21 protein-coding genes are annotated in these 21,366 nt (G+C 65.8%); 4 read left to right on the forward strand and 17 right to left on the reverse strand.

The genetic code is table 11. The annotated features are described in order from the left end of the window. Positions 1 to 5: 5 nt before the first annotated feature. Genes ccmI through ccmA form a run of 9 tightly spaced genes read right to left on the reverse strand, consistent with a single transcriptional unit; the run spans position 6 to position 6,913 of the window. Positions 6 to 1,193: a c-type cytochrome biogenesis protein CcmI gene (gene ccmI / locus Q6A47_RS02110; RefSeq protein WP_304482798.1), complete on the reverse strand. Its 1,188-nt coding sequence runs from the start codon at positions 1,191 to 1,193 to the stop codon at positions 6 to 8. Further along, complete coding sequence (locus tag Q6A47_RS02115; RefSeq protein ID WP_039578880.1) at positions 1,186 to 1,662, reverse strand: cytochrome c-type biogenesis protein; 477 nt, start codon at positions 1,660 to 1,662, stop codon at positions 1,186 to 1,188. The genes ccmI and Q6A47_RS02115 overlap by 8 nt, the downstream gene beginning before the upstream one ends. After that, positions 1,659 to 2,195 carry a DsbE family thiol:disulfide interchange protein gene (locus tag Q6A47_RS02120; RefSeq protein WP_029614974.1) on the reverse strand — a complete coding sequence of 179 codons (537 nt, stop codon included), beginning with the start codon at positions 2,193 to 2,195 and terminating at the stop codon, positions 1,659 to 1,661. The genes Q6A47_RS02115 and Q6A47_RS02120 overlap by 4 nt, the downstream gene beginning before the upstream one ends. Beyond that, positions 2,192 to 4,165 carry a heme lyase CcmF/NrfE family subunit gene (locus Q6A47_RS02125; RefSeq protein ID WP_205419328.1) on the reverse strand — a complete coding sequence of 658 codons (1,974 nt, stop codon included), beginning with the start codon at positions 4,163 to 4,165 and terminating at the stop codon, positions 2,192 to 2,194. Before Q6A47_RS02125 ends, Q6A47_RS02120 begins: the two co-directional genes overlap by 4 nt. A gap of 11 nt (positions 4,166 to 4,176) precedes the next feature. After that, positions 4,177 to 4,632 carry a cytochrome c maturation protein CcmE gene (gene ccmE, locus Q6A47_RS02130; RefSeq protein WP_029614973.1) on the reverse strand — a complete coding sequence of 152 codons (456 nt, stop codon included), beginning with the start codon at positions 4,630 to 4,632 and terminating at the stop codon, positions 4,177 to 4,179. Continuing rightward, the gene (ccmD, locus tag Q6A47_RS02135) at positions 4,629 to 4,805 is read right to left on the reverse strand and encodes a heme exporter protein CcmD (protein ID WP_029614972.1); all 177 of its coding nucleotides are present in this window, start codon (positions 4,803 to 4,805) and stop codon (positions 4,629 to 4,631) included. Before ccmD ends, ccmE begins: the two co-directional genes overlap by 4 nt. Continuing rightward, positions 4,802 to 5,569: a heme ABC transporter permease gene (locus Q6A47_RS02140; protein ID WP_039578886.1), complete on the reverse strand. Its 768-nt coding sequence runs from the start codon at positions 5,567 to 5,569 to the stop codon at positions 4,802 to 4,804. Before Q6A47_RS02140 ends, ccmD begins: the two co-directional genes overlap by 4 nt. Before the next feature lie 46 nt (positions 5,570 to 5,615). Then, on the reverse strand, positions 5,616 to 6,284 hold the full coding sequence (gene ccmB, locus Q6A47_RS02145; RefSeq protein ID WP_029614971.1) for a heme exporter protein CcmB: 669 nt from the start codon (positions 6,282 to 6,284) through the stop codon (positions 5,616 to 5,618). Further along, positions 6,281 to 6,913 carry a cytochrome c biogenesis heme-transporting ATPase CcmA gene (ccmA, locus tag Q6A47_RS02150; RefSeq protein WP_295482261.1) on the reverse strand — a complete coding sequence of 211 codons (633 nt, stop codon included), beginning with the start codon at positions 6,911 to 6,913 and terminating at the stop codon, positions 6,281 to 6,283. The genes ccmB and ccmA overlap by 4 nt, the downstream gene beginning before the upstream one ends. Positions 6,914 to 7,132: 219 nt before the next feature. Between ccmA and fliK the strand changes: the two genes are divergently transcribed. The 4 genes from fliK (at position 7,133) to Q6A47_RS02170 (ending at position 14,603) form a co-directional block, all read left to right on the forward strand. Then, positions 7,133 to 8,689 carry a flagellar hook-length control protein FliK gene (fliK, locus tag Q6A47_RS02155; protein WP_304482800.1) on the forward strand — a complete coding sequence of 519 codons (1,557 nt, stop codon included), beginning with the start codon at positions 7,133 to 7,135 and terminating at the stop codon, positions 8,687 to 8,689. Further along, the gene (locus tag Q6A47_RS02160) at positions 8,686 to 9,030 is read left to right on the forward strand and encodes an EscU/YscU/HrcU family type III secretion system export apparatus switch protein (protein ID WP_029614969.1); all 345 of its coding nucleotides are present in this window, start codon (positions 8,686 to 8,688) and stop codon (positions 9,028 to 9,030) included. Before fliK ends, Q6A47_RS02160 begins: the two co-directional genes overlap by 4 nt. Positions 9,031 to 9,096: 66 nt before the next feature. Then, positions 9,097 to 11,814, forward strand: coding sequence for a dermonecrotic toxin domain-containing protein (locus tag Q6A47_RS02165; protein ID WP_304482801.1), 2,718 nt, complete (start codon positions 9,097 to 9,099; stop codon positions 11,812 to 11,814). Between the two features lie 50 nt (positions 11,815 to 11,864). After that, a complete protein-coding gene (locus Q6A47_RS02170) occupies positions 11,865 to 14,603 on the forward strand; it encodes a dermonecrotic toxin domain-containing protein (RefSeq protein WP_304482802.1) in 2,739 nt (912 codons plus the stop codon). 63 nt (positions 14,604 to 14,666) lie between these two features. Here the strand turns inward: Q6A47_RS02170 and Q6A47_RS02175 are convergent, their stop codons facing one another. The 8 genes from Q6A47_RS02175 to Q6A47_RS02210 form a co-directional block, all read right to left on the reverse strand. Beyond that, positions 14,667 to 15,059 (reverse strand): DUF2802 domain-containing protein, encoded by a 393-nt coding sequence (locus Q6A47_RS02175; protein WP_039578900.1) that lies wholly within the window; start codon positions 15,057 to 15,059, stop codon positions 14,667 to 14,669. A gap of 1 nt (position 15,060) precedes the next feature. Further along, a complete protein-coding gene (locus Q6A47_RS02180; protein WP_029614967.1) occupies positions 15,061 to 15,540 on the reverse strand; it encodes a chemotaxis protein CheW in 480 nt (159 codons plus the stop codon). A gap of 67 nt (positions 15,541 to 15,607) precedes the next feature. Beyond that, positions 15,608 to 16,489 (reverse strand): CheW domain-containing protein, encoded by an 882-nt coding sequence (locus Q6A47_RS02185; RefSeq protein WP_039578902.1) that lies wholly within the window; start codon positions 16,487 to 16,489, stop codon positions 15,608 to 15,610. Then, positions 16,489 to 17,277, reverse strand: a complete 789-nt coding sequence (locus Q6A47_RS02190) for a ParA family protein (RefSeq protein ID WP_039578904.1) — start codon at positions 17,275 to 17,277, stop codon at positions 16,489 to 16,491. Before Q6A47_RS02190 ends, Q6A47_RS02185 begins: the two co-directional genes overlap by 1 nt. Positions 17,278 to 17,325: 48 nt before the next feature. Continuing rightward, positions 17,326 to 18,213 carry a flagellar motor protein MotD gene (motD, locus tag Q6A47_RS02195; RefSeq protein WP_295482283.1) on the reverse strand — a complete coding sequence of 296 codons (888 nt, stop codon included), beginning with the start codon at positions 18,211 to 18,213 and terminating at the stop codon, positions 17,326 to 17,328. 3 nt (positions 18,214 to 18,216) lie between these two features. Next, the gene (locus tag Q6A47_RS02200; RefSeq protein WP_039578908.1) at positions 18,217 to 18,957 is read right to left on the reverse strand and encodes a flagellar motor protein; all 741 of its coding nucleotides are present in this window, start codon (positions 18,955 to 18,957) and stop codon (positions 18,217 to 18,219) included. After that, positions 18,957 to 20,072 carry a protein-glutamate methylesterase/protein-glutamine glutaminase gene (locus Q6A47_RS02205; protein WP_304482803.1) on the reverse strand — a complete coding sequence of 372 codons (1,116 nt, stop codon included), beginning with the start codon at positions 20,070 to 20,072 and terminating at the stop codon, positions 18,957 to 18,959. Before Q6A47_RS02205 ends, Q6A47_RS02200 begins: the two co-directional genes overlap by 1 nt. 45 nt (positions 20,073 to 20,117) lie before the next feature. Beyond that, positions 20,118 to 21,366 (reverse strand): chemotaxis protein CheA (locus Q6A47_RS02210; RefSeq protein WP_304482804.1); only part of this gene is annotated, 1,249 nt, incomplete at its 5' end.

Consider the following 21,366-nt stretch of genomic DNA (forward strand, 5'->3'; position numbering starts at 1 on the left):
CTCTCTTATCGGTCAGGTCGGTCGATGGTCACGTGCTGCAGGGGCTGACCTTGGTTGGCCAGCGGCGCGCTCAGGCCGATCCACTCTCCCTGGGTCGGCTGGCCGCTACGCGACACGCGCGCAACCAGTTCGACTTCCTTGAAATCCGACAGTTTCATCTGCGGCATCATCGCGTCGGCATCGGTCAAACGCACTTCGATGGGCAACTGCGCCACCCTGACCCGCTTGGCCGCCAACGGCATGGGTGGACCTGTGCGAGCACGGGCGAAGATGAACACTGTGTCGTCCGGCCGCACCTTGTCCTTGAGCGCCGCCGCCAGCGCCACCCGCACGCTCAGGCCTGCCGCCGGCTGCGGCTTGACACCGCTGTCCTTGAGTTTGTCCGCCGCGCGGTCGATACCGCCTTGCAGTGCCGCACGCGAGGCGTCGCCTTCGGGCAGTTGCGCCAGCAGACGCTGCCAGTAATCGATCGCCTCCTGATAACGCTCGCCCTCGAATGCGGCGATACCGCGCAAGCCCAGGCTGGTGACCTCGTTCGGGTCGGCCTTGAGCGCTTCGTCGGTGAGTTGCTGCAGGGGCGCGCTCCAGTGCTTGTCGGCAGCGAAATACTGGGCCTGGGCCCACTGCCCGAGCAGCTCCGGCTGGCGCCCGGCCAAGGCCACAGCGCGCTCGAAGGCGCGCGCAGCGTCGGCCGGACGCTGCTCGGCCATGTAGGCACGGCCCAGGAAGTACAGGCCTTCGGCCGAATCCGGCTGGGCCTGCACGGCACGCTCCAGGCGCGTGGTCATCTCCTGCACCGACTGCGGCGCCTGGGCGAATTCACGGGTCAGCTGGACTTTGTCGGCGGCGCCGAAATGCAGGTACAGCCCCAGGGCCAGCACCGGTACCAGCACCGCCGCCAGCAGCGGCACGGTGCGCCCCAGATGGCCCTGGCGCGGCGCTTCGGCGCCCTCGGTATCGGCCAGCAGTTCGCGGGCCGCCTCATCGCATCCGCGCGCCAGTTGCTCGGCGTCGAGCACACCGGCCTGCTGCTGGGTGGTCAGCTCGGCGATGCGTTCCTGGTACAGGGCGACGTTGAGCGCGGTACGGTCTTGTTCGGCCTGCTGCTGGCGCCGGCCACGCAGGATTGGGATCAGCAGGAACGCCAGGGCCGCCAGCAGCAGCAGGCCCGCACTCAGCCAGAATTCAGTCATGGGTGTGTTCTTTATTCAGCAATTGGGCAAGACGGTGTCGTTCGTCCACGGAGAGCTCGGTGCCTGCCGCCGTTGCCGGACTGCGCCGGCGGCGCACGATCACCGCGATCACCACCAGGCCGCCAGTCAGCAACAGGCCCGGGCCGAACCACAGCAGCCAGGTGCGCGCCGTCAGCGCTGGCTTGTAGCGCACGAAATCGCCATAGCGATCGACCATGAAGTCGATGATCTGCCGATTGCTCTGGCCCTCGCCCAGCATGCGGAAGATCTCGCGACGCAGATCGGCCGCGATGGGCGCATTGGAGTCGGCGATGTCCTGGTTCTGGCACTTGGGGCAGCGCAGTTCCTTGGTCAACTGCTGATAACGCTCGCGCTCGACCTCGTCGCGGAACTGGTAGGTGTCGATGGCGGCCCTGGCCATGCCAGCCAGGCTCAGGCCCAACACCACAGCGGCGAACCAGCGCTTCATGGCTGGGCCTCGTCGACCAGCGCCTGGTACAGCGGCGCCAGTTGCTCGCGCCAGACCTGGGCATCGACCACACCCACGTGCTTGTAGCGGATGATGCCTTCGGCATCGATCAAAAAGGTTTCCGGTGCGCCATACACGCCCAGGTCCAGGCCCAACGTGCCCTGTTCGTCACGGATATCGAGCTGGTAAGGGTTGTGGAACTCGGCCAACCATTTGAGCGCTGCCGCGTTGTCGTCCTTGTAGTTGATGCCGTGGATCACCACGCCCTGCCCGGCCAACTGATTCAGATACGGGTGCTCGACCTTGCACGACGGGCACCAGGTGCCCCAGACGTTGACCAGGGCCGGACGGCCAAGCAGGTCGGCCTGGGTCAAGGTCCGCCCGTCCTGCACGCTTTGCAGCGAGAAGGCCGGGAACGGCTTGCCGATCATCGCCGAAGGCAACTCGTCGGGCTTGAGAAACAGCCCCTTGTACAGAAAGACCGCCAGCAGCAGGAAGACTGCCAAGGGCACTACCATGATCCAACGCTTCATGCCGTCGCTCCAGACAGGCCCAGTGTGTCGCGCACCCGCGCCACGACCTTGACCCGATAACGCCGATCGCACGCCGCCAGCAACCCGCCCAGCGCGGTCAGCAACCCGCCCAGCCAGATCCAGCGCACATAGGGTTTGATGTGCAGCCGCACCGCCCAGGCGCCGTTTTCCAACGGCTCACCGAGGGCGACGTAGAGGTCGCGGGTGAAGCCGGCGTCGATACCGGCCTCGGTCATCATCGACTGCTGCACGGTGTACAGGCGTTTCTCCGGGTGCAGCACACTCACCTCACGGCCCTGGCGCGACACACGCACGGTGCCCTTATCGGAAATGAAGTTCGGCCCCTCGAAGTGCTTGGCGCCTTCGAAGAGGAAGTGATAGCCGCCCAGTTCGACGCTCTCGCCCGGCGCCATGCGCAGGTCGCGCTCGGCGCTGTTGTTGCTCGACAGCACCACGCCCAGGGCGCACACCACCAGCCCCAGGTGCGCCAGGTGCATGGCCCAGTAGCTGCGCGGCAGCGCGCGCACGCCTTTGGCCAGGCCCTTGTGGCGGGTCTTGTCGAGGATGTCGCGCACGCCCCCGAGCACCACCCACGCAGCCAGGGCGAAGACGCTCAGCGCCGGCCAGTCGAAGTCGTCGACGATCAGCCCGGCCACTGGCGCCAGGATGGCGCTGCCGATCAGCACCGGCGTCAGCAGGCTGGCCAGCCAGCGTCCGGGCGTGTCTTTCCAGCGCACCAGCACACCCACCGTCAGCAGCCCCAGCAACAGCGCCATGAGCGGCACGAACAGCGCATCGAAGTACGGCGGGCCGACCGACAGCTTGGCGCCGGTCAGGGCATCAAGGACCAGCGGATACAAGGTGCCGAGCAGAATCATCGAGGCGGCCACCACCAGCACCAGGTTGTTGGCCAGCAGCAGCGTCTCGCGCGACCACAGACCGAAGCCCACCTGGCTCTTGACCACCGGCGCGCGCAAAGCGAACAGCGTCAGAGAACCGCCGACCACGAACAGCAGGAAGATCAGGATGAACACGCCGCGCGCCGGGTCGGCGGCGAAAGCGTGCACCGAGGTCAGCACCCCGGAGCGGACCAGGAAGGTGCCCAGCAGGCTCAGCGAAAACGCGGCGATGGCCAGCAGCACCGTCCAGCTCTTGAACACCCCGCGTTTTTCCGTCACCGCCAGCGAGTGGATCAGCGCCGTGCCCACCAGCCAGGGCATGAACGAAGCGTTCTCCACCGGATCCCAGAACCACCAGCCGCCCCAGCCCAGTTCGTAGTAGGCCCACCACGAACCCAGGGCGATGCCGATGCCGAGGAAGGCCCAGGCCACCAGGGTCCAGGGCCGCGACCAGCGCGCCCAGGCCGCGTCCAGGCGGCCGCCGAGCAAGGCGGCGATGGCGAAGGCGAAGGCCACCGAGAAGCCGACATAGCCCATGTACAGCATCGGCGGATGGACGATCAGGCCGAAGTCCTGCAACAGCGGGTTGAGGTCGCGGCCGTTGGTCGGCACCTGCGGCAGCAGGCGGGCGAAGGGATTGGAGGTGATGATCAGGAACGACAGAAAGCCCACACTGATCATGCCCATCACCGCCAGCACCCGGGCCAGCATCACCTGCGGCAACTGGCGCGAGAACACCGACACCGCGAAGGTCCAGGCGCCAAGGATGAGCGCCCACAACAGCAACGAGCCTTCGTGGGCGCCCCACACGGCGCTGAACTTGTAGTACCACGGCAGCGCCGTGTTGGAGTTGTGGGCCACATAGGCGACCGAGAAGTTGTCGGTCATGAAGGCATGGGTCAGGCAGGCGAAGGCGAACACCAGGAAGGCGAACTGACCCCAGGCGGCCGGACGCGCCAGGCTCATCCACAGCCGGTCGCCACGCCAGGCGCCGAGCAGCGGCACGCTGGCCTGCACCGCCGCCAGGCAGATGGCCAGGATCATCGCCAACTGCCCCAGTTCCGGAATCACCAGCGCCGCGTTCATGGCCGGGCCTCGCCGCTGGCGGCAGTCTTGCCGCTGTCCTTGAGGGCTTTGGTGACTTCCGGCGGCATGTACTTCTCATCGTGCTTGGCCAGCACTTCGTCGGCCACCACCACGCCGTCGGCGTTAAGCTTGCCCAGGGCGACGATCCCCTGCCCTTCGCGGAACAGGTCCGGGAGAATGCCCCGGTAGGTGATGGGGACCGACTTGTTGAAGTCGGTGACCACGAAGCGCACGTCCAGCGAATCGGCCGAGCGCTTCACCGAGCCCTGCTCGACCATGCCGCCGGCGCGAATGCGTGTGTCCAGCGGCGCCTCGCCATTGGCGATCTGGGTCGGGGTGTAGAACAGGTTGATGTTCTGCTGCAACGCGCTGAGGGCCAGACCCAGGGCGACCGCCACGCCGACCAGCAGGGCGAGGATGAGCAACAGGCGTTTCTTGCGCTGCGGATTCACTGGTGGTTCTCCCGGCGCAGACGACGCGCCTCTTCTTGCAGATAGCGGCGGCGCGCCAGCACCGGCACGGCGACGTTGATGGCCAGCACGACCAGGCAGAGGCCATAGGCCGACCAGACGTAGAGCCCATGATGGCCCATGGCGAGGAAATCGGCGAAGGAGGCGAAACTCATCGTGCGGCCTCCCGACCCAGGCTGCCGAGCACCTGCTCGCGGACCCACTGGGTGCGCGCTTCGCGGCGCAGCACTTCAAGACGCATGCGCAGCAGCAGCACGGCACCGAAGAAGCAATAGAAGCCCAGCACTGTCAGCAGCAGCGGCAGCCACATCTCGGCGGGCATGGCCGGTCGTTCGGTGAGGGTGAAGGTGGCGCCCTGGTGCAGGGTGTTCCACCACTCGACCGAGTACTTGATGATCGGAATGTTGACCACACCGACGATGGCCAGCACAGCGCAGGCCTTGGCGGCGCTGTCGCGGTTACCGATGGCCTGGCCCAGGGCGATGATGCCGAAATACAGGAACAGCAGGATCAGCATCGAGGTCAGGCGGGCGTCCCACACCCACCAACTGCCCCAGGTCGGCTTGCCCCAGATGGCGCCGGTGACCAGGGCCAAGGCGGTCATCCAGGCGCCGATGGGCGCCGCGCACTGCAGGGCGACGTCGGCCAGTTTCATCTTCCACACCAGCCCCACCACGCCTGCCACTGCCAGCAGCACGTAGCAGGACTGCGCCAGCATGGCCGCCGGCACGTGGATATAGATGATGCGGAAGCTGTTGCCCTGCTGGTAGTCCGCCGGGGCGAAGGCCAGGCCCCAGGCGATGCCTGCCAGCAACAGCAGCACCGCCGCGACGCTCAGCCAGGGCAGCAGGCGGCCACTGAGGCTGTAGAACCATTTTGGCGAGCCCAGCTTGTGGAACCATGTCCAGCTCATTTTCATCAGGGTACATCCAGGGTCTTTGCCGGGCTTCGCTGCCCGGGACTCGTTATTCGCCGACGCTGATCCTCAGGCCGGCCGCTATCGCAAAGGGTGTCAGTGTTACCGCAAGGGCCGTGAGGCTGGCCAACCAGAGCAGGTACCCGGTGGCGGGCATATTCTGCAACGCCGCCTGCAACGCACCACTGCCCAGGATCAATACCGGGATGTACAGCGGCAGAATCAGCAGCGCCAACAGCAGCCCACCGCGCTTGAGACCCACGGTCAGCGCTGCGCCCACCGCCCCCAGCAGGCTCAGCACCGGCGTGCCAAGCAGCAGTGAGCCGAGCAGCACCGGCAGGCAGGCGCTGGGCAATCCGAGCATCAGCGCCAGCACCGGCGCCAACAATACCAGCGCCAGGCCGGAAAAGGTCCAGTGCGCCAGCACCTTGGCCAGCACCAGCAGCGGCAAAGGCTGCGGCGACAGCACCCACTGCTCCAGCGAACCGTCCTCGAAATCGCTGCGAAACAGGCCGTCCAGCGACAGCAGCACCGCCAGCAAGGCGGCGACCCAGACCAGTCCCGGCGACAAGGTTTGCAACAATTGGCTCTCGGGACCGACCGCCAGCGGGAACAGCGCCACGACGATGGCGAAGAACACCAACGGGTTGGCCAACTCTGCCGGACGCCGGAACAGCAGACGCGCCTCGCGGCGCAACAACAACGCAAAGACCTTCATGCTGCCCACTGCCCCAGATTCAGTTCGCGATAGCCGCCCGGCTTGTGTTGCAAGCTGTGGTGCGTGGTCAGTACCACCGTCCCGCCCTGCTCGCAATGGCTGGCCAGGTGCGCTTCGAGCTGGGCCACACCCTGCTTGTCGAGGGCGGTGAAAGGTTCATCGAGAATCCACAGCCCAGGCCCGTCCAGGTACAAGCGGGCCAGGGCCACGCGTCGCTGCTGGCCGGCCGACAGCGTGTGGCACGGCACATCTTCGAAGCCGCGCAGGCCGACCTGGGCCAACGCCTGCCAGATGGACGCGCGGCTGGCGGGTCGATGCAGGGCGCAGAGCCAGGCCAGGTTCTCCTCGGCGCTGAGCAGCTCCTTGATGCCCGCAGCATGGCCGATCCACAGCAACACGCTGGCCAGGGCCTGGCGCTGCTCGCCCAGGGCACGGCCGTTGAGCAGGATCTGCCCGGCCGTCGGCTGCATCAGCCCGGCCAACAGGCGCAGCAGGCTGGTCTTGCCGCTGCCGTTGGGACCACTGACCTGCAACATGTCGCCGGGGCTCAGTTCAAAATCCAGGTGTTCGAAGAGCAGACGCCAGTCGCGCTCGCAGGCAAGGTTCGCGGCTTGGAGGTGGAAGGTCACGGTTTCGCCTTATGCTGTTCAGGGTCCGGCACCCGCTGCTTGCAGGCTCACCCAGCCCCTCTGCAGGAGCGGGCTCAGCCGCGCAACAAACGACGCCGAACACGCCGGTGTCTCAAGTCGCCCCGCGCGCGGCCGTTAAACTACCCGTGGCGAGGCGCCCGGATTATACATGGACGCCCAGGCTGTCAAGAGAGCTGGCTCGACAGGTTGTATACAATCATGACCGAAATCAATAGTCTCAGCGCGCAGAGCGCCTTCGCCGCCCAGGTAGCCAAGGCCAGCCTGACCGGCGAACTGCTGCGCCTGACACAATCGCAACCTGGCCTGATCCCCAACGGCGAGACCGCCCAGGCCGAGGTGGTGAACCTGCGGCAGAACGGCGCAGACTTCACCCTGACCCTGCGCCTGATGTTGCCCGATGGCAAACCCGTGCAGCTTCAGGCCAACGCCACCCAACCGCTGCCACCCGGCAGCCAGGTCACCGTCGGGCAACTCGACAGCAGCCGCCTGGCCGTGGCCGTGCAGCAGGCCAGCGCCAGCAACATCGCCAGCCTGACCCAGCTCGACACCCGCCAGATCCCGATCGGCACGCTGTTACAAGGCAAGGTCCTGACCAACCAGCCACTGCCGGCCGAAGCGGGACAGGCACCGGCCTTCCGCGCACTGGTCAGCCTCCTCAACAGCAGCCAGGCCGGCGCCACACTGGCCATTGACAGCCCGCGCCCGTTGCCCGTCGGCAGCCTGCTCAGCGCCCTGGTGCAAGGTGACCAGTCACTGCGCTTCGTGCCCCTGAGCGGTCGCCAGGACCAGTTGGCCATCGCCCAGCAACTGCTCACCCAGCAAGGCCGTCAGGCCTCGCTGCCCGCCCTGCTTGGCGCGCTTCAACACCTGGCCAGCGCGCCCAGCGCCGACCCTGCACTCTCGGCCAGCGCCTCACGGTTGCTGGCCAGCCTGCCCGACCCCGCTCAACTGGGCGACGCCAAGGCCGTCGCCCAGGCCCTGAACAACAGCGGCGCCTTCCTTGAAGGCAAGCTGCTCGCAGGCCTGGGACCGGGCGTTGCACCAGACCTCAAGGCGCAACTGGTGCGTCTGGTGGCGCAGATCCTGCCCAGTGTGCCGGGCAATCAAGCCCTGGCCGCCGCCACCCTGGCCCAGGCGCTGCCGGCCTTGGCCCGTGGTGCGCGCGGTCTGCTCGACCAGGTCGGCAACCGCCCGCAGCCCGGCATGTTCCCGCTGCCGTCGCGGCTGTTGCAGAACCTGGAGGACACCGGCGACCTGCAGCAGTTGCTGCGTCTGGCAGCGGCGGCGATTTCCCGGTTACAGAGTCACCAATTGGCCAGCCTGCAGCAGACCGGCACCACCGAGACCGGCAACCAGCAGACCACCTGGCAAAGCGAGATTCCCCTGCGCCACGGCCAGGAGTTCCTCCCGGTACAAGCCAAGCTGCAACGCGAAGAAACCCCGGAACAGCACGCCGACCCGCACCGCGCGCAGCGTGACCCGCTCGAATCGCTGTGGCGTATCGAGCTGGCCTTCGACCTGCCGCCGCTCGGTCCGCTGCAGGTGCAGGCGCAACTGAGCCAGGGGCGTCTCAGCGGCCAGTTATGGGCCGAACGTCCACAAACCGCCCGCTTGATCGACAGTCAGCTCGGCAGCCTGCGCGAGCGTCTGCTGGCCCGCGGTCTGGACGTCGGCGACCTGGCCTGCCATCCCGGCGCGCCGCCCCAGGGCCCGCGCACCCGCCTGGAACAACGTTGGGTGGATGAAACCGCATGACAGAGCGCACACCACGCCAGGCCATCGCCCTGAGCTATGACGGCGAGCAAGCGCCGACCCTGAGTGCCAAAGGCGAGGACGCCGTGGCCGAGGCCATTCTCGCCCTGGCCCGCGAGCACGAAGTCCCGATCTACGAGAACGCCGAGCTGGTCGGCTTACTGGCGCGTCTAGAGCTGGGCGAGCAGATTCCCGAGGCGCTGTACCTGACCATCGCCGAGATCATCGCCTTCGCCTGGCAACTGCGCGGCAAGCTGCCACCAGGCTTCGACGACACGCCGCCCGAGCCACGCGACATCACCCCGACGCTGGCCTTGCCTGCGCCCGACGACAGCACTATCTAACGCCTGCCCCGCCCCCCATGGCGCCAAGCTCGGTCCTCCACTGCTCTGCACGGAGGCCCGACGGCCATGTCCCCTCTCCCCGCCGAAAACCTGCACCTGGTGCACGCGGCACTGGTCGATTTCCCGCGACCGGATGCTCTGGCCGAAACCCTGCTGCGCCCGTGGCTGAAAGCGCGAGGCATCGACACGCCTGCGCAGGAAATCGACGTCGTCACCTTGCACTACCAGCTCGAACCGCTCGGCGAAGGCCGGCAGCATTTTCGTGAAAACGCGGTGATCACCCAGAAAATGAGTGCAGTCCAAGCCCTGCTGAGCAATTGGCAAGGCGAAAGCGCCGAGGGCTATGGGGGCTTTCACTTCGGTGATTGGGCTGGGATCGCACCCAGTGGCGTGCTGCACCTGGTCGAACGTCTGAACACCGAGGGCACCTCGCCAGGGTTCTCGGCTTATCGGGTGTTCAACGGCCTCTATCGACGCCAGACACCGGCGCTCTATGGCCCCGCTACGCGCCTGCCGGTGCGCGCCGAAGACTTCCAGGCGCTCATCTGGGGATTGCACCTGAACACCCTGTACAAGGCGCAGTTGGATAGCTACTGGTCGGCTCATCTGAACGACTACCAGCGAGCCCTGAAGATCAACTTCATCGCCGCCTGCAATCGGCAAGTCGCCGAAGGCAGTCTCAGCGAAGAGGCGCGGCAGATGATCTGGCAGGCCGCGGGCATCTCACGTCAGGACAGGTTCACGCTCAAGGTCTCGCTGCTCAACGTCTACGGCTACGTCGCCACCTCGCTGCTGTGCTTGCGTACCGAGGACAGTGCACTGACTTTGTTGTATATCCCAGGCAACAGCAGTCCGTTCCTGAGCTTCGACACCCCCTTGGCGATGAAGCACTGGTTCGCCCGCCAGTGCCAGCCGGCCGACCGCCGCGCGGCGCTTCTGACGCTCTTCAGCCCGCTCGACTGGCCCGATGGCCTGGATTTCAGCGGCCTGCAAACCGCACTGGCGGGCCTGGGTCGCTATCCGCAGCCACACCGTTTCCTGTCCTCCCATTCGGGCTTCGCAACCAGTGGGCTATGGACGCCCGAGTTGATGGTCGACTACCGCGCCGAACACTACAACCCGCCCATTACCGAAGAGCTGTTCGGCTACCTGGCGCGCCACCAGCAACAGCGCGCCTATGCCACGCTCGACAGTCAGGTCGTCAGCAATCAACAGATCGAAAAGCTTCGCGCGACCCGCTATCTGAACATCGCGCTGGTGATGCTGGCACCAGTCGCGATGGTGATCCCTGCCCTGGCGCCGCTACTGGCCGCAGGCGGCCTGGCGCAGTTCAGCCTGGGCCTGGACCGTGTGCTCAACGGCCGCTCGCTGGAGGACAAGGTCGCTGGCGTCCAGGACCAGGTATTCGGCCTGTTCAACGCGCTCCCTCTGGTCGGCACGGCGGCGGCCCGATCGAGCGCGCTGTATCGCTGGTGCCGCCCCGGCTTCGTCAGCTTCAGGCAGTTGCTGCAAGGCAGCGACAGCGCCGAGGCATTGGCCCTGCAACCGGCCGAGGCGGCGTTTCGCGAGCCCACCGTACAAGCGTCCACGCAAACCGCTGCCGTGGTTACCCGTATCGACGAAAGCCTGCGCCACCGCTTCGCAGCCTGGCTGCAAACAGAGGCTGGGCTGGAGAATGACTGGGTCTGCTATGAGCTGAACACCGACAGCTTCATTCGGCTGTCACAGATCCGCCAGGAAAGCCCGCCACGCTGGATCGTCAGTGCCGAGCACGCCAACGCTCTGGTACCCATGACCGACAGTAGAACCGTCAGCGACCTGCAGCGCATGGCCACGCTGCGCGCCTTGGGTATCCACGTCGATCTACCGCTGGACTACACCCCCTACCAAAACATGTCGCGCACGCCGCTGGAGCCTTTGATCACCAGTGTCTGGCTGGGCGATCGTCGTCTGGGCGAGCCGTTCATCGACGCCATCGCTCACAACGCCCGGGCGCTGCACGGTAGTCGCTACGAATATCAGTTGCTGCTGTCACGCCAGAACGTGGCGAACTTCGACCACAACGTCAGCCAGCTCAATGCGGTGGCGCCGCGGCTACGAATCCGCATCCTCGAAGAACAGCCGTTCTTTCTCGAATTCGAGCGCTCTGCCTATTACCCGCAGTACCAGGCGGCGCTGCGCGGCGACGGCCTGGGCGCCACGCATTTCAGTTCGGCCTGCGACATCCTGCGCTATCGCGTTCTCAAGCACTTCGGCGGCTTGTACATGGACACCGACGACAGCCTGTTGCTGCCCAAGGACGGTAGCGTCGCCGCCCTGCCCCTGGAGCAGCAGGACCTGCGTTGCAGCGCCGACGGGCTGCTGCTGGCGCAACCGGTGTCCAACGACCGGCTAGGCATGTACATCAAGTTCAACAGCAGCCTGATCGGCAGCCATGCGGGCAATCCGACCCTGGACGCCATTTCCGACGAGATCCTGCGACGCTACCGCTTGGAGCCCACCTTCTACGACCACCATCCGGACCCGGACCTGGATCCGGTGGGTCTGCACCACTATGCCCGCCGCCTGAACCTGCTGACCGGTCCCGGCGTGCTCAACGATGTGATCGACCAGCATCTGCCGTGGCTGCGCCAGTTGCGCGAGACCTGCACCCTGCTGGCCTCGCCGGTCCACGACGTGTTCAGCGTGGTCAACAGCCGTGCGCTGATGGACGCCCTGGCCAGTTTCGCGCCCCTGGGCGATGTGGCCGACATCGGCCGCGCCCATTCCTGGTTGAACCACTGATCGGCACCGTACGACACCGCGATCCTCAACCCTCGACCCAGGTATCTGCCATGATCCCCATCCCCTATCTCAACGCCAAAGGTATCGATTTCGCCCGCCAGCACCTGGCGGCCTTCCCTCGCCCAGACCGTCAGGCCATCGCGGCACTCGACCAGTGGCTGCCCAGCCAAGGCATCGACGTACCTGCCGAGCAGATCGTTGCCGCCACCCTGCATTACCAAGCCGGCAGCGACGGCTGGAACGGCGTCGTCGTCCAGCGACAGAGCCTGGCGCAGGCGCTGCTGAGCAACTGGCAAGCGCCGCCGGATCTGGAGGCCGTACCGCACCTGCTCCGGCCGCAGCAGCCGCCAGGCAGCGCGCGGCACATCCGCATCGTCTCCGCCCTGCAGCCGCCGCACCAGACCGGAGCGCAGAACTACTACGTACTCAGCGGCCTGTTCCGGCGCAGCGAGCCCCAGGTCTATGACCAGCACAGCATGCTGCCGCTGGCGGTGCCGACATTTCAGTCGTTCGTCTGGGACCTGGATTTCAACCGGGCCTACAAGGCTGAGCTCGACGCTTACTGGTCCGAGCATTTCGACAGCTACCGCGACTCGCTGAAACTGAACTTCATTGCGGCATGCAACAAGCAGATCAGCGAAGGCAGCCTGAGCGATGAAGGACGGCGATTGGCGTTCAGGGCTGCCGGGGTGATGCACTCGCCGCTCCCGATCGATGTACGCATGCTCAATGTCTACGGTTACGCCAGCACCGACCTGGTGTGTTTGCAGGCCCAGGGAAGCGACCTGATAGTGCTGTACGTGCCAGGCAATGCCTCGCCGCTGCTGAGTTTCGCCAATCAGGGCGAGTTGCAGGATTGGTTCGGCCAGCAATGCCGGAGTGCGCCCACGCGCGAGGCACTGCAAGCGCGTTTCAACCCGGCCGATACCCCGGACGGCCTGAGCTTCAGCGGGCTGGAGACGGCCTTGGGCGGCCTGGGGGTCTACCCCCATCTCTACCATCTGGACAGCCAGCGGCCTGGCTTCACCGCCGCTGGGGTCTGGGCACCGCGCGAATACGTCAACTACAAGCCGTCCAGCTACAGCCCGACGTTGAGCGGCGATCTGTTCCACGCCCTGGCTACGCGATACCGCCAGCGCAGCTATCAAGACGCCGACTTCCTCATCCACGCCGACAGCGAAGTCAGCAAAGCCCGCTGGCGTGGCTACCTGTCCTCGGCCATAACCTACCTGGCTCCCCTGGCGCTGGCCGTGCCCGAGCTCTGGCCGCTGTTTGCCGTCGGCGGTATCGCCCAATTCGGCCTGGGCCTGGACCAGGCCCTGCAGGCGCGCTCGCAGTCTCAAGCCAGCGAAGGCCTGGAGGCGATGGTGTTCGGCCTGTTCAACGCGGCGCCACTGGCACTGGAGAGCGCGGCCAGGATCTCCACCCTGTTGCGCGTGAAAAGCGACAACTTCGTCTTCCCCTCCCGGGTCAACGAACGCTGGGGCTACCCGCTGAGCCCAGTGTCACCGCCGCACCTGCCCGATCTGGACATGGCCCCTTACTTCCACGTGTCCGACTCCATAGCGCCAGTGGCCGGGGCCGATCCTGCGGTGTCGGCAGCGGTGGTGCGCAACTGTCTGTACGACGGCACGCCGGATCGCCTGGAGGCCTCCCTGCATGGCTACAACGCCGAGGTGGTGTACGACCTGAAACAGGATGCATTCATGTGCGAAGAGGATATCAATGAGGTGAATCCGCGCTACTTCACTGCCCGCCCCGGCCGGCGTGACCTGGCCCGGGTCGACGTGCACCAGCGCCCGGTCGACGACGCCATGCGCAGCGCCAGCCTTCGCGCATTGGGGGTCGATCTGCAACTGCCCATCGTGCTGCCCGAGCCAGCGACGCAAGCCCTGCAGCCCATTGCACGAACGCTGACGTGCCTGTGGGTCGGCGACAAGGTGCTCTCCGAGGCCTTGATCGCCAACCTTGCGCACAATGCGCAACTGGTGCAGGACAGCAGTTACACCCTGCGCCTGCTGCTGTCGCGGGCGACCCCTTCGGCGTTCGAGCAGAACCTCGCGCAGTTGGCCCGTGAGGCCCCCAGCCTGCAGGTGCTGCCACTGGAAGACCAGGCATTCTTCGTCGCCCTGCGCAGCAGCAAGTACCACACGCACTATCAGGCTGCCATTGACGGCGGTGCATTCGCCGCCGCTTCGGACATCCTGCGTTACCGCATGCTGTACCACGACGGCGGACTGTACATGGATGTGGACGACACGCTGCTTGGCGCAGGAGGCTATCGACAGTTCGAGAATGGGGTCGGCGTCGGTACGCCGGGAGAGGCGCTGGACGCGGTGGAGCTGGCGACAAGCCCCGATGGGCTGCTGTTGCAGCCGCCGATCAGCAACGAAACCCTGGGCATGAACTGCCTGTACAACACCAGCTTCATCGGCAGCCACGCGGGCAATCCTACGCTGGAGGCCATTTCCGAAGAAATCCATACCAGGCTGTCGCAAACACCGGACTTCCATACCTGGCGGCCGACATTCGCCGAGGATCCGGCCGCCTTCTATCGCTACGCCCAACGCCTCAGTGCGCTGACCGGACCGCGCGTGGTCACGGACGTGATCGACCGCCGGCTTGCCGCCCTCACCCAACTGCGCCAGGTGGCGAACCTGGGCTGCATGAAGATCGTCAATCTAGGCCTGTTCGTCGATCTGGACCGCTACACCGAACTGGTGCGCCGTCTCCTGCCACTCAACCGCCTGGCCAAGGTCGGCAGCCTGCACTCCTGGGCCAAAGGCTGATCCCGGCGTGCTTCAGCCCAATGCCAAGCGGCCCATGGGCGCGTCGGTGCGCCTGTGGGCCACTCAGCCGCGGTGCAGGCGGCTCATCAGCTCGGCCTCGGCCTGGGTCAGGCCACAGCTCTGCGTCAGTTCCTCGACGCTGGCGCCCATGCCCACCAGCTTGGCGGCCTGGGAGAAGGTGACGCTGTTGGGATCACGCTGCTCCAGTTGCAGCAGCTTCTCCGGCAACGGCGCCACCACCGCGCGCAATTCGTGAATCGCTTCGCCCATGCGCACGGTCACGTTCTGGTAGTCGTCCAGCCGCTTGGCCAGGTCCTTGATGCGCTGGTCACGCAGCGCATCGCCCTGGGCCTGCTGGGCGGCCAGCTCGCGCTGGCGCTTGCTGTAGTTGAGAAAGAACCACAGGCTCAGCGCCCACAACAACGCGAGCAAGATGACGGCAGCCTCGAAGATCACCTCAGATGTTCTCCAGCTCCGACCACTCTTCCTCGCTCATCATCTTGTCCAGCTCGACCAGAATCAGCAGTTCGCCGTTCTTGTTGCACACGCCCTGGATGAACTTGGCCGACTCTTCGTTGCCGACGTTCGGCGCGGTCTCGATCTCCGACTGACGCAGGTAGACCACTTCGGCCACGCTGTCGACCAGGATGCCGACCACCTGCTTGTCCGCCTCGATGATGACGATGCGGGTGTTGTCGGTGATGTCCGACGGCATCAGGCCGAAGCGCTGACGGGTGTCGATCACGGTGACCACGTTACCGCGCAGGTTGATGATGCCCAGCACGTAGCTGGGCGCGCCCGGAACCGGAGCGATCTCGGTGTAGCGCAGGACTTCCTGCACCTGCATCACGTTGATGCCGTAGGACTCGTTGTCCAGACGGAAGGTGACCCATTGCAGGATCGGATCTTCGGAACCTTGTGCAGACGACTTCTTCATTACCCTAGCCCTCTCAGTCCGCCGGTGGCGGTGTGCTCGTTATGGTCGCAGCAGCTGCGGCGCCGATTCAGTTGTGTGTGATGTTCATCTGCTTGACCGCGCCACTGGCGATCAGCTCGGCCAGCTCGGCAACGTCGAGCAAGGCGCACATGTGTTCGATGACCGTGCCCGCCAGCCAGGGGCGCTGACCGCGCTGGCTGCGCCATTTGATTTCCTGAGGGTCCAGGCGCAGCGAGCGGCTGACCTGATGCACGGCCAGGCCCCACTCGTAGCCCTGCACCGAAATGACGTAGTGCAGGCCTTGGCGGAAGTCGTCGCGGTAGCGGTCGGGCATCACCCAACGCGCGGTGTCCAACACCTTGAGGTTACCGGCCTGGCACGTGAGGATGCCGAGGAACCAGTCGGGCTGGCCGAACAGCGGCGTCAACTCCTGCCCTTCCAGGCTGTAGATCGAGCCCAGGCACACCAGCGGCACCGCCAGGGTCAGCCCGGCGACGTCGAACAGCAGGCACTCGAACGGCTCCGCCGCCCAGGCCGGACGACCGTCGACGGTGGCGGGGGGCACCGGCGCGCCAGGCGCCGGCAAGTGCACATCGACCAGCGGCGCGACGGGCTCGACGACCTGCGCTTGGCGCGTGGTGTCCGCGGCCAATTCACTGGCCTGAACCGGCGACGCGTCGTCCACGCTGACGTCGGTTTCAGGCGGCAGCACCGTAGGCAGAACGCGCGGCGCGGGCTCGGCGTAGGGCCGGGGCTCGACGGGACGGCGCGCATCGCGGGCCTGCTCTTCACGCACGGCAGCGGCAAATTCGTCGCTGGGGGCTTGTTCGAGCGCTGGCGCACTCGCTTCGGGCAATTCTTCGAACTCGGTGGCGTCCTGCAGCAGGCCATCGAGATAGGATTGCAACGCCAGTTGCGGCTTGCTGGTGATCTGTGGAGCGTGATTCATCAGGCCACCTGCAGGGCGTTGCGGTAAGAGAGCAGGTGCTTGAGCAGCGCCCGGTATGCGGTGACGCCACGGCTCTTGCCGTCGAACTGCGAGGGCGTGACGCCATTGCGACTGGCATCGCGCAGGCGCGTGTCGACCGGAATATAGCCCTGCCAGACCTGCTCGCCATAGGTGTCGCGCAAAAGCTTCAAGGTGCCGAGCGAGGCTTGCGTGCGGCGGTCGAACAGCGTTGGCACGATCTGATAAGGCAGCGCTTGCTTGCGCGAGCGGTTGATCATGGCCAGGGTGCCGACCATGCGCTCCAGGCCCTTGACCGCAAGAAACTCGGTTTGCACCGGAATCACCAACTGCTGGCTGGCCGCCAGCGCGTTGACCATCAGTACGCCGAGCAGCGGCGGGCTGTCGATCAGGGCAAAGTCGAAATCCTGCCACAGCTGCGCCAGACTCTTGGCGATCACCAGGCCCAGGCCGTTCTGCCCGGGCGACTGACGCTCGAGCACGGCCAGCGCCGTGCTCGAGGGCAGCAGCGAGATCCGCTCGTGGCTGGTGGGCAGCAGCAACTGTCCCGGCAGGCCCTCGGGCACGCCGCCCTTGTGCAGGAACAGGTCGTAGCAGCTGTGCTCGAGTACGTCGGGATTGTGCCCGAAATAGCTGGTCATCGAACCGTGCGGGTCGAGGTCAACGACGACCACGCGCTTGCCCGCCTCGGCCAGCAGACCGGCCAGAGCGATGGTAGTGGTGGTCTTGCCGACACCACCTTTTTGATTGGCTACTGCCCAGACTCTCATCGTGCGTTGCTTCCTCCCGACATGGGCGCAGGTCCCTGCGGGAACGGTCTATAAATTCGGTGACGGAGATTTGACGGGATCGCGTCCGGCCGTCGTGGCTGGCGAAGCTGGTGCACTTTGTGTGCCAGCACGGCGCAATGCCGCGTCCGGCGTGGCATTGGCCGTACCCGAACCGGTCAGGCTGCGGCGCACTTCCAGGTTGCGCGAGATCACCAGCACCACCCGGCGATTGCGCGCACGGCCATCGGCGCTGTCATTGCTGGCCACCGGCTGGTATTCGCCATAGCCCACCGAGGCCATGCGCGCCGGGTCCACACCGTCCATCGCCAGCAGGCGTACGATGCTCGCCGCGCGCGCCGAGGACAGCTCCCAGTTGGTCGGATACTGCGCGGTACGGATTGGCAGGTTGTCGGTGAAGCCTTCGACGTGCACCGGGTTGGCGAACGGTTTGAGGATCTTGGCCACCTTGTCGATGATCTCGAAGGCGGTATCGCTGGGCATGGCATCGCCGCTGCCGAACAGCAACGCCGAGTTGAGCTCGATCTCGATCCACAGCTCGTTGCCACGCACGGTCATCTGGTTGGAACCGATCAGGTCGCCGAAGGCAGCGCCGACCTCGTCACTGATGGTTTTCAACGCATCAGCGCTGCTCTGGCCGAGACCGGCATCGACCTGGTCGCTGTCCTTGATCAACGGCTCGGCAGGCTTGACCGTCAGTGGACGCTCGTCGCCGATGGGAATCGGCCGCAGGCTGCGCTCGGGGTCGTTGAAGACCCCGACCAGCGCCTGGGAAATCACCTTGTACTTGCCTTCGTTGATCGAGGAAATCGAGTACATCACCACGAAGAAGGCGAACAGCAAGGTGATGAAGTCGGCGTACGAGACCAGCCAACGCTCATGGTTCTCGTGCTCCTCGGTATGACGGCGACGGCGCATGGTCTACTCCATGAAGCCTTGCAGCTTGAGCTCGATGGAACGCGGGTTCTCGCCTTCGGCGATCGACAGCAGCCCCTCCAGCAGCATCTCGCGGTAGCGCGACTGGCGCAGGACGATGGCCTTGAGCTTGTTGGCCACCGGCAGCAGCACCAGGTTGGCGCTGGCCACGCCGTAGATGGTGGCGACGAAGGCCACGGCGATGCCATTGCCCAGTTGCGACGGATCGGCCAGGTTGCCCATCACGTGGATCAGGCCCATGACCGCACCGATGATGCCGATGGTCGGCGCATAGCCCCCCATGCTTTCGAAGACCTTGGCGGCCTGGATATCGCGGCTTTCCTGGGTCAGAAAATCCACCTCCAGAATGCTGCGGATCGACTCCGGTTCGGCGCCATCGACCAGCAACTGCAAGCCTTTGCGGGCATAGGGGTCAGGTTCGGCATCGGCCACGCCTTCCAGGCCCAGCAGGCCTTCCTTGCGTGCGGTGAGGCTCCAGTTGACCACCCGATCGATGCCACCGGCCAGGTCCACGCGCGGTGGAAACAGGATCCAGCGCAGAATTTGCAGCGCACGCTTGAATGCCGAGAGCGGCGACTGCAGCAGCGCTGCGGCCAGGGTACCGCCCAGCACGATCAGCCCGGCAGGTCCGTTGAGCAAGGCACCGACATGGCCACCTTCAAGGAAATTGCCGCCGACGATGGCGACGAACGCCAGGATCAGGCCGATGAGGCTGAGCACGTCCATCAGACGCAGGCCTCGACCAGGTGGCGCCCGATGTCGTCCAGGCTGTACACCGCATCGGCCAGGTTGGCCTTGACGATGGCCATGGGCATGCCATAGATCACGCAACTGGCCTCGTCCTGGGCCCATACGGTGCTGCCGCCCTGCTTGAGCAGGCGCGCCCCTTCGCGGCCATCGGCGCCCATGCCGGTGAGCACCACCGAGAGTACCTTGTCGCCGTAGGTCTTGGCCGCCGAGCCGAAGGTGATGTCCACACACGGCTTGTAGTTCAGGCGCTCGTCGCCAGGCAGGATCTTCACCGTGCCACGGCCATCGACCATCATCTGCTTGCCACCGGGCGCCAGCAGCGCCAGGCCAGGACGCAGCACGTCACCGTCCTCGGCTTCCTTGACGCTGATCTTGCACAGCTTGTCGAGACGCTCGGCGAAGGCCTTGGTGAAGGCGGCCGGCATGTGCTGGATCAACACGATCGGGGCCGGGAAGCTGGCCGGCAGTTGCGTCAGCACCCGTTGCAGGGCCACCGGGCCGCCGGTGGAGGTGCCGATGGCGACCAGCTTGTAGGGTTTGCGCTTGGGCGCCGGCGAGTGGCTGGCCGCCGGCGCGCTCGGACGTGTCGGGGCGGCACTGCGAACGGGCGCAGGGCTGCTGGCGACGCTGCTCGACGCTGCGCTGCTGCTCGGCGCGCTGGGCGTCGGGCTGGAGAAGCTGCTGAAACGGCGGTTGCTGCGCGAAATGGTATGCACCTTCTCGCACAGCATCTGCTTGACCTTGTCGGGGTTGCGCGAGATGTCCTCGAAGTTTTTCGGCAGGTAGTCCACGGCGCCAGCGTCCAGCGCATCGAGGGTCACGCGCGCGCCTTCGTGGGTCAGCGAAGAGAACATCAGGACCGGGGTCGGACAGCGCTGCATGATATGACGCACGGCAGTGATGCCATCCATCATCGGCATCTCGTAGTCCATGGTGATCACATCGGGCTTGAGTGCCAGCGCCTGGTCGATCGCTTCCTTGCCGTTGGTCGCGGTGCCTACGACCTGGATGGTCGGGTCCGCCGAGAGGATTTCAGAGACACGGCGGCGGAAGAAACCGGAATCATCCACCACCAGGACCTTGACTGCCATAAACACTCCATTAGACGGCGCAACCGCCAGGTCGCGCCGCCGAAATCAAATACGCCGGGCGGCGTAACGCTTGAGCATGCTCGGAACGTCGAGGATCAGCGCGATACGACCGTCGCCGGTGATGGTGGCGCCGGACATGCCCGGAGTGCCCTGGAGCATCTTGCCCAATGGCTTGATCACCACCTCTTCCTGGCCCACCAACTGGTCGACCACGAAGCCGATGCGCTGGGTGCCGACCGACAGGATCACCACGTGCCCTTCGAGTTGCTCCTCATGCTGCTGGTCCTGGACCAGCCAACGCTTGAGGTAGAACAACGGCAGCGCCTTGTCGCGCACGATCACCACTTCCTGGCCATCGACCACGTTGGTGCGCGACAGGTCCAGGTGGAAGATCTCGTTGACGTTGACCAGCGGGAAGGCGAAGGCCTGGTTGGCCAGCATCACCATCAGCGTCGGCATGATCGCCAGGGTCAGCGGCACCTTGATCACGATCTTCGAGCCCTGGCCCTTGGCCGAGAAGATGTTGATCGAGCCGTTGAGCTGGGAAATCTTGGTCTTGACCACGTCCATGCCGACACCGCGGCCAGACACGTCGGAGATCTCGGTCTTGGTCGAGAAGCCCGGGGCGAAGATCAGGTTGTAGCAGTCCGACTCGCTCAGGCGGTCGGCTGCGTCCTTGTCCATCAGGCCCTTTTCCACGGCCTTGGCGCGCAGCACGTTGGGGTCCATGCCCTTGCCGTCGTCGGAGATCGACAAGAGGATATGGTCGCCTTCCTGCTCGGCCGACAGCACCACCCGACCGGTGCGCGCCTTGCCGGACGCCTCGCGCTCCTCGGGGGTCTCGACGCCGTGGTCGACGGCGTTGCGCACCAAGTGCACCAACGGGTCGGCGAGGGCCTCGACCAGGTTCTTGTCCAGGTCGGTCTCTTCGCCGACCAGTTCCAGGTTGATCTCTTTCTTGAGCTGGCGGGCGAGGTCGCGAACCAGGCGCGGGAAGCGGCCGAAGACTTTCTTGATCGGCTGCATGCGCGTCTTCATGACCGCGGTCTGCAGGTCGGCGGTGACCACGTCGAGGTTCGACACGGCCTTGGACATGGCCTCGTCGCCGCTGTTCAGGCCCAAGCGCACCAGGCGGTTACGCACCAGCACCAGTTCGCCGACCATGTTCATGATCTCGTCCAGGCGTGCCGTATCGACGCGCACCGTGGTTTCCGCTTCGCTGGCGCCATGCTTGTCCGCAGCCGGCGCCGCAGCGCGTGCCGGGGCGGCGCCGGCCGCTGCGGCGGGCTTGGCG

The organism is Pseudomonas boreofloridensis, from assembly GCF_030580795.1.
Taxonomy (GTDB): Bacteria; Pseudomonadota; Gammaproteobacteria; order Pseudomonadales; family Pseudomonadaceae; genus Aquipseudomonas; species Aquipseudomonas boreofloridensis.

Bases quoted from the DNA above. Each gene is read 5' to 3' on its own strand.
- ccmI (WP_304482798.1), bottom strand. From the start codon at position 1,193: ATGACTGAATTCTGGCTGAGTGCGGGCCTGCTGCTGCTGGCGGCCCTG.
- Q6A47_RS02115 (WP_039578880.1), bottom strand. From the start codon at position 1,662: ATGAAGCGCTGGTTCGCCGCTGTGGTGTTGGGCCTGAGCCTGGCTGGC.
- Q6A47_RS02120 (WP_029614974.1), bottom strand. From the start codon at position 2,195: ATGAAGCGTTGGATCATGGTAGTGCCCTTGGCAGTCTTCCTGCTGCTG.
- ccmD (WP_029614972.1), bottom strand. From the start codon at position 4,805: ATGAGTTTCGCCTCCTTCGCCGATTTCCTCGCCATGGGCCATCATGGG.
- Q6A47_RS02140 (WP_039578886.1), bottom strand. From the start codon at position 5,569: ATGAAAATGAGCTGGACATGGTTCCACAAGCTGGGCTCGCCAAAATGG.
- ccmB (WP_029614971.1), bottom strand. From the start codon at position 6,284: ATGAAGGTCTTTGCGTTGTTGTTGCGCCGCGAGGCGCGTCTGCTGTTC.
- fliK (WP_304482800.1), top strand. From the start codon at position 7,133: ATGACCGAAATCAATAGTCTCAGCGCGCAGAGCGCCTTCGCCGCCCAG.
- Q6A47_RS02160 (WP_029614969.1), top strand. From the start codon at position 8,686: ATGACAGAGCGCACACCACGCCAGGCCATCGCCCTGAGCTATGACGGC.
- Q6A47_RS02165 (WP_304482801.1), top strand. From the start codon at position 9,097: ATGTCCCCTCTCCCCGCCGAAAACCTGCACCTGGTGCACGCGGCACTG.
- Q6A47_RS02170 (WP_304482802.1), top strand. From the start codon at position 11,865: ATGATCCCCATCCCCTATCTCAACGCCAAAGGTATCGATTTCGCCCGC.
- Q6A47_RS02180 (WP_029614967.1), bottom strand. From the start codon at position 15,540: ATGAAGAAGTCGTCTGCACAAGGTTCCGAAGATCCGATCCTGCAATGG.
- Q6A47_RS02185 (WP_039578902.1), bottom strand. From the start codon at position 16,489: ATGAATCACGCTCCACAGATCACCAGCAAGCCGCAACTGGCGTTGCAA.
- Q6A47_RS02190 (WP_039578904.1), bottom strand. From the start codon at position 17,277: ATGAGAGTCTGGGCAGTAGCCAATCAAAAAGGTGGTGTCGGCAAGACC.
- motD (WP_295482283.1), bottom strand. From the start codon at position 18,213: ATGCGCCGTCGCCGTCATACCGAGGAGCACGAGAACCATGAGCGTTGG.
- Q6A47_RS02200 (WP_039578908.1), bottom strand. From the start codon at position 18,957: ATGGACGTGCTCAGCCTCATCGGCCTGATCCTGGCGTTCGTCGCCATC.
- Q6A47_RS02205 (WP_304482803.1), bottom strand. From the start codon at position 20,072: ATGGCAGTCAAGGTCCTGGTGGTGGATGATTCCGGTTTCTTCCGCCGC.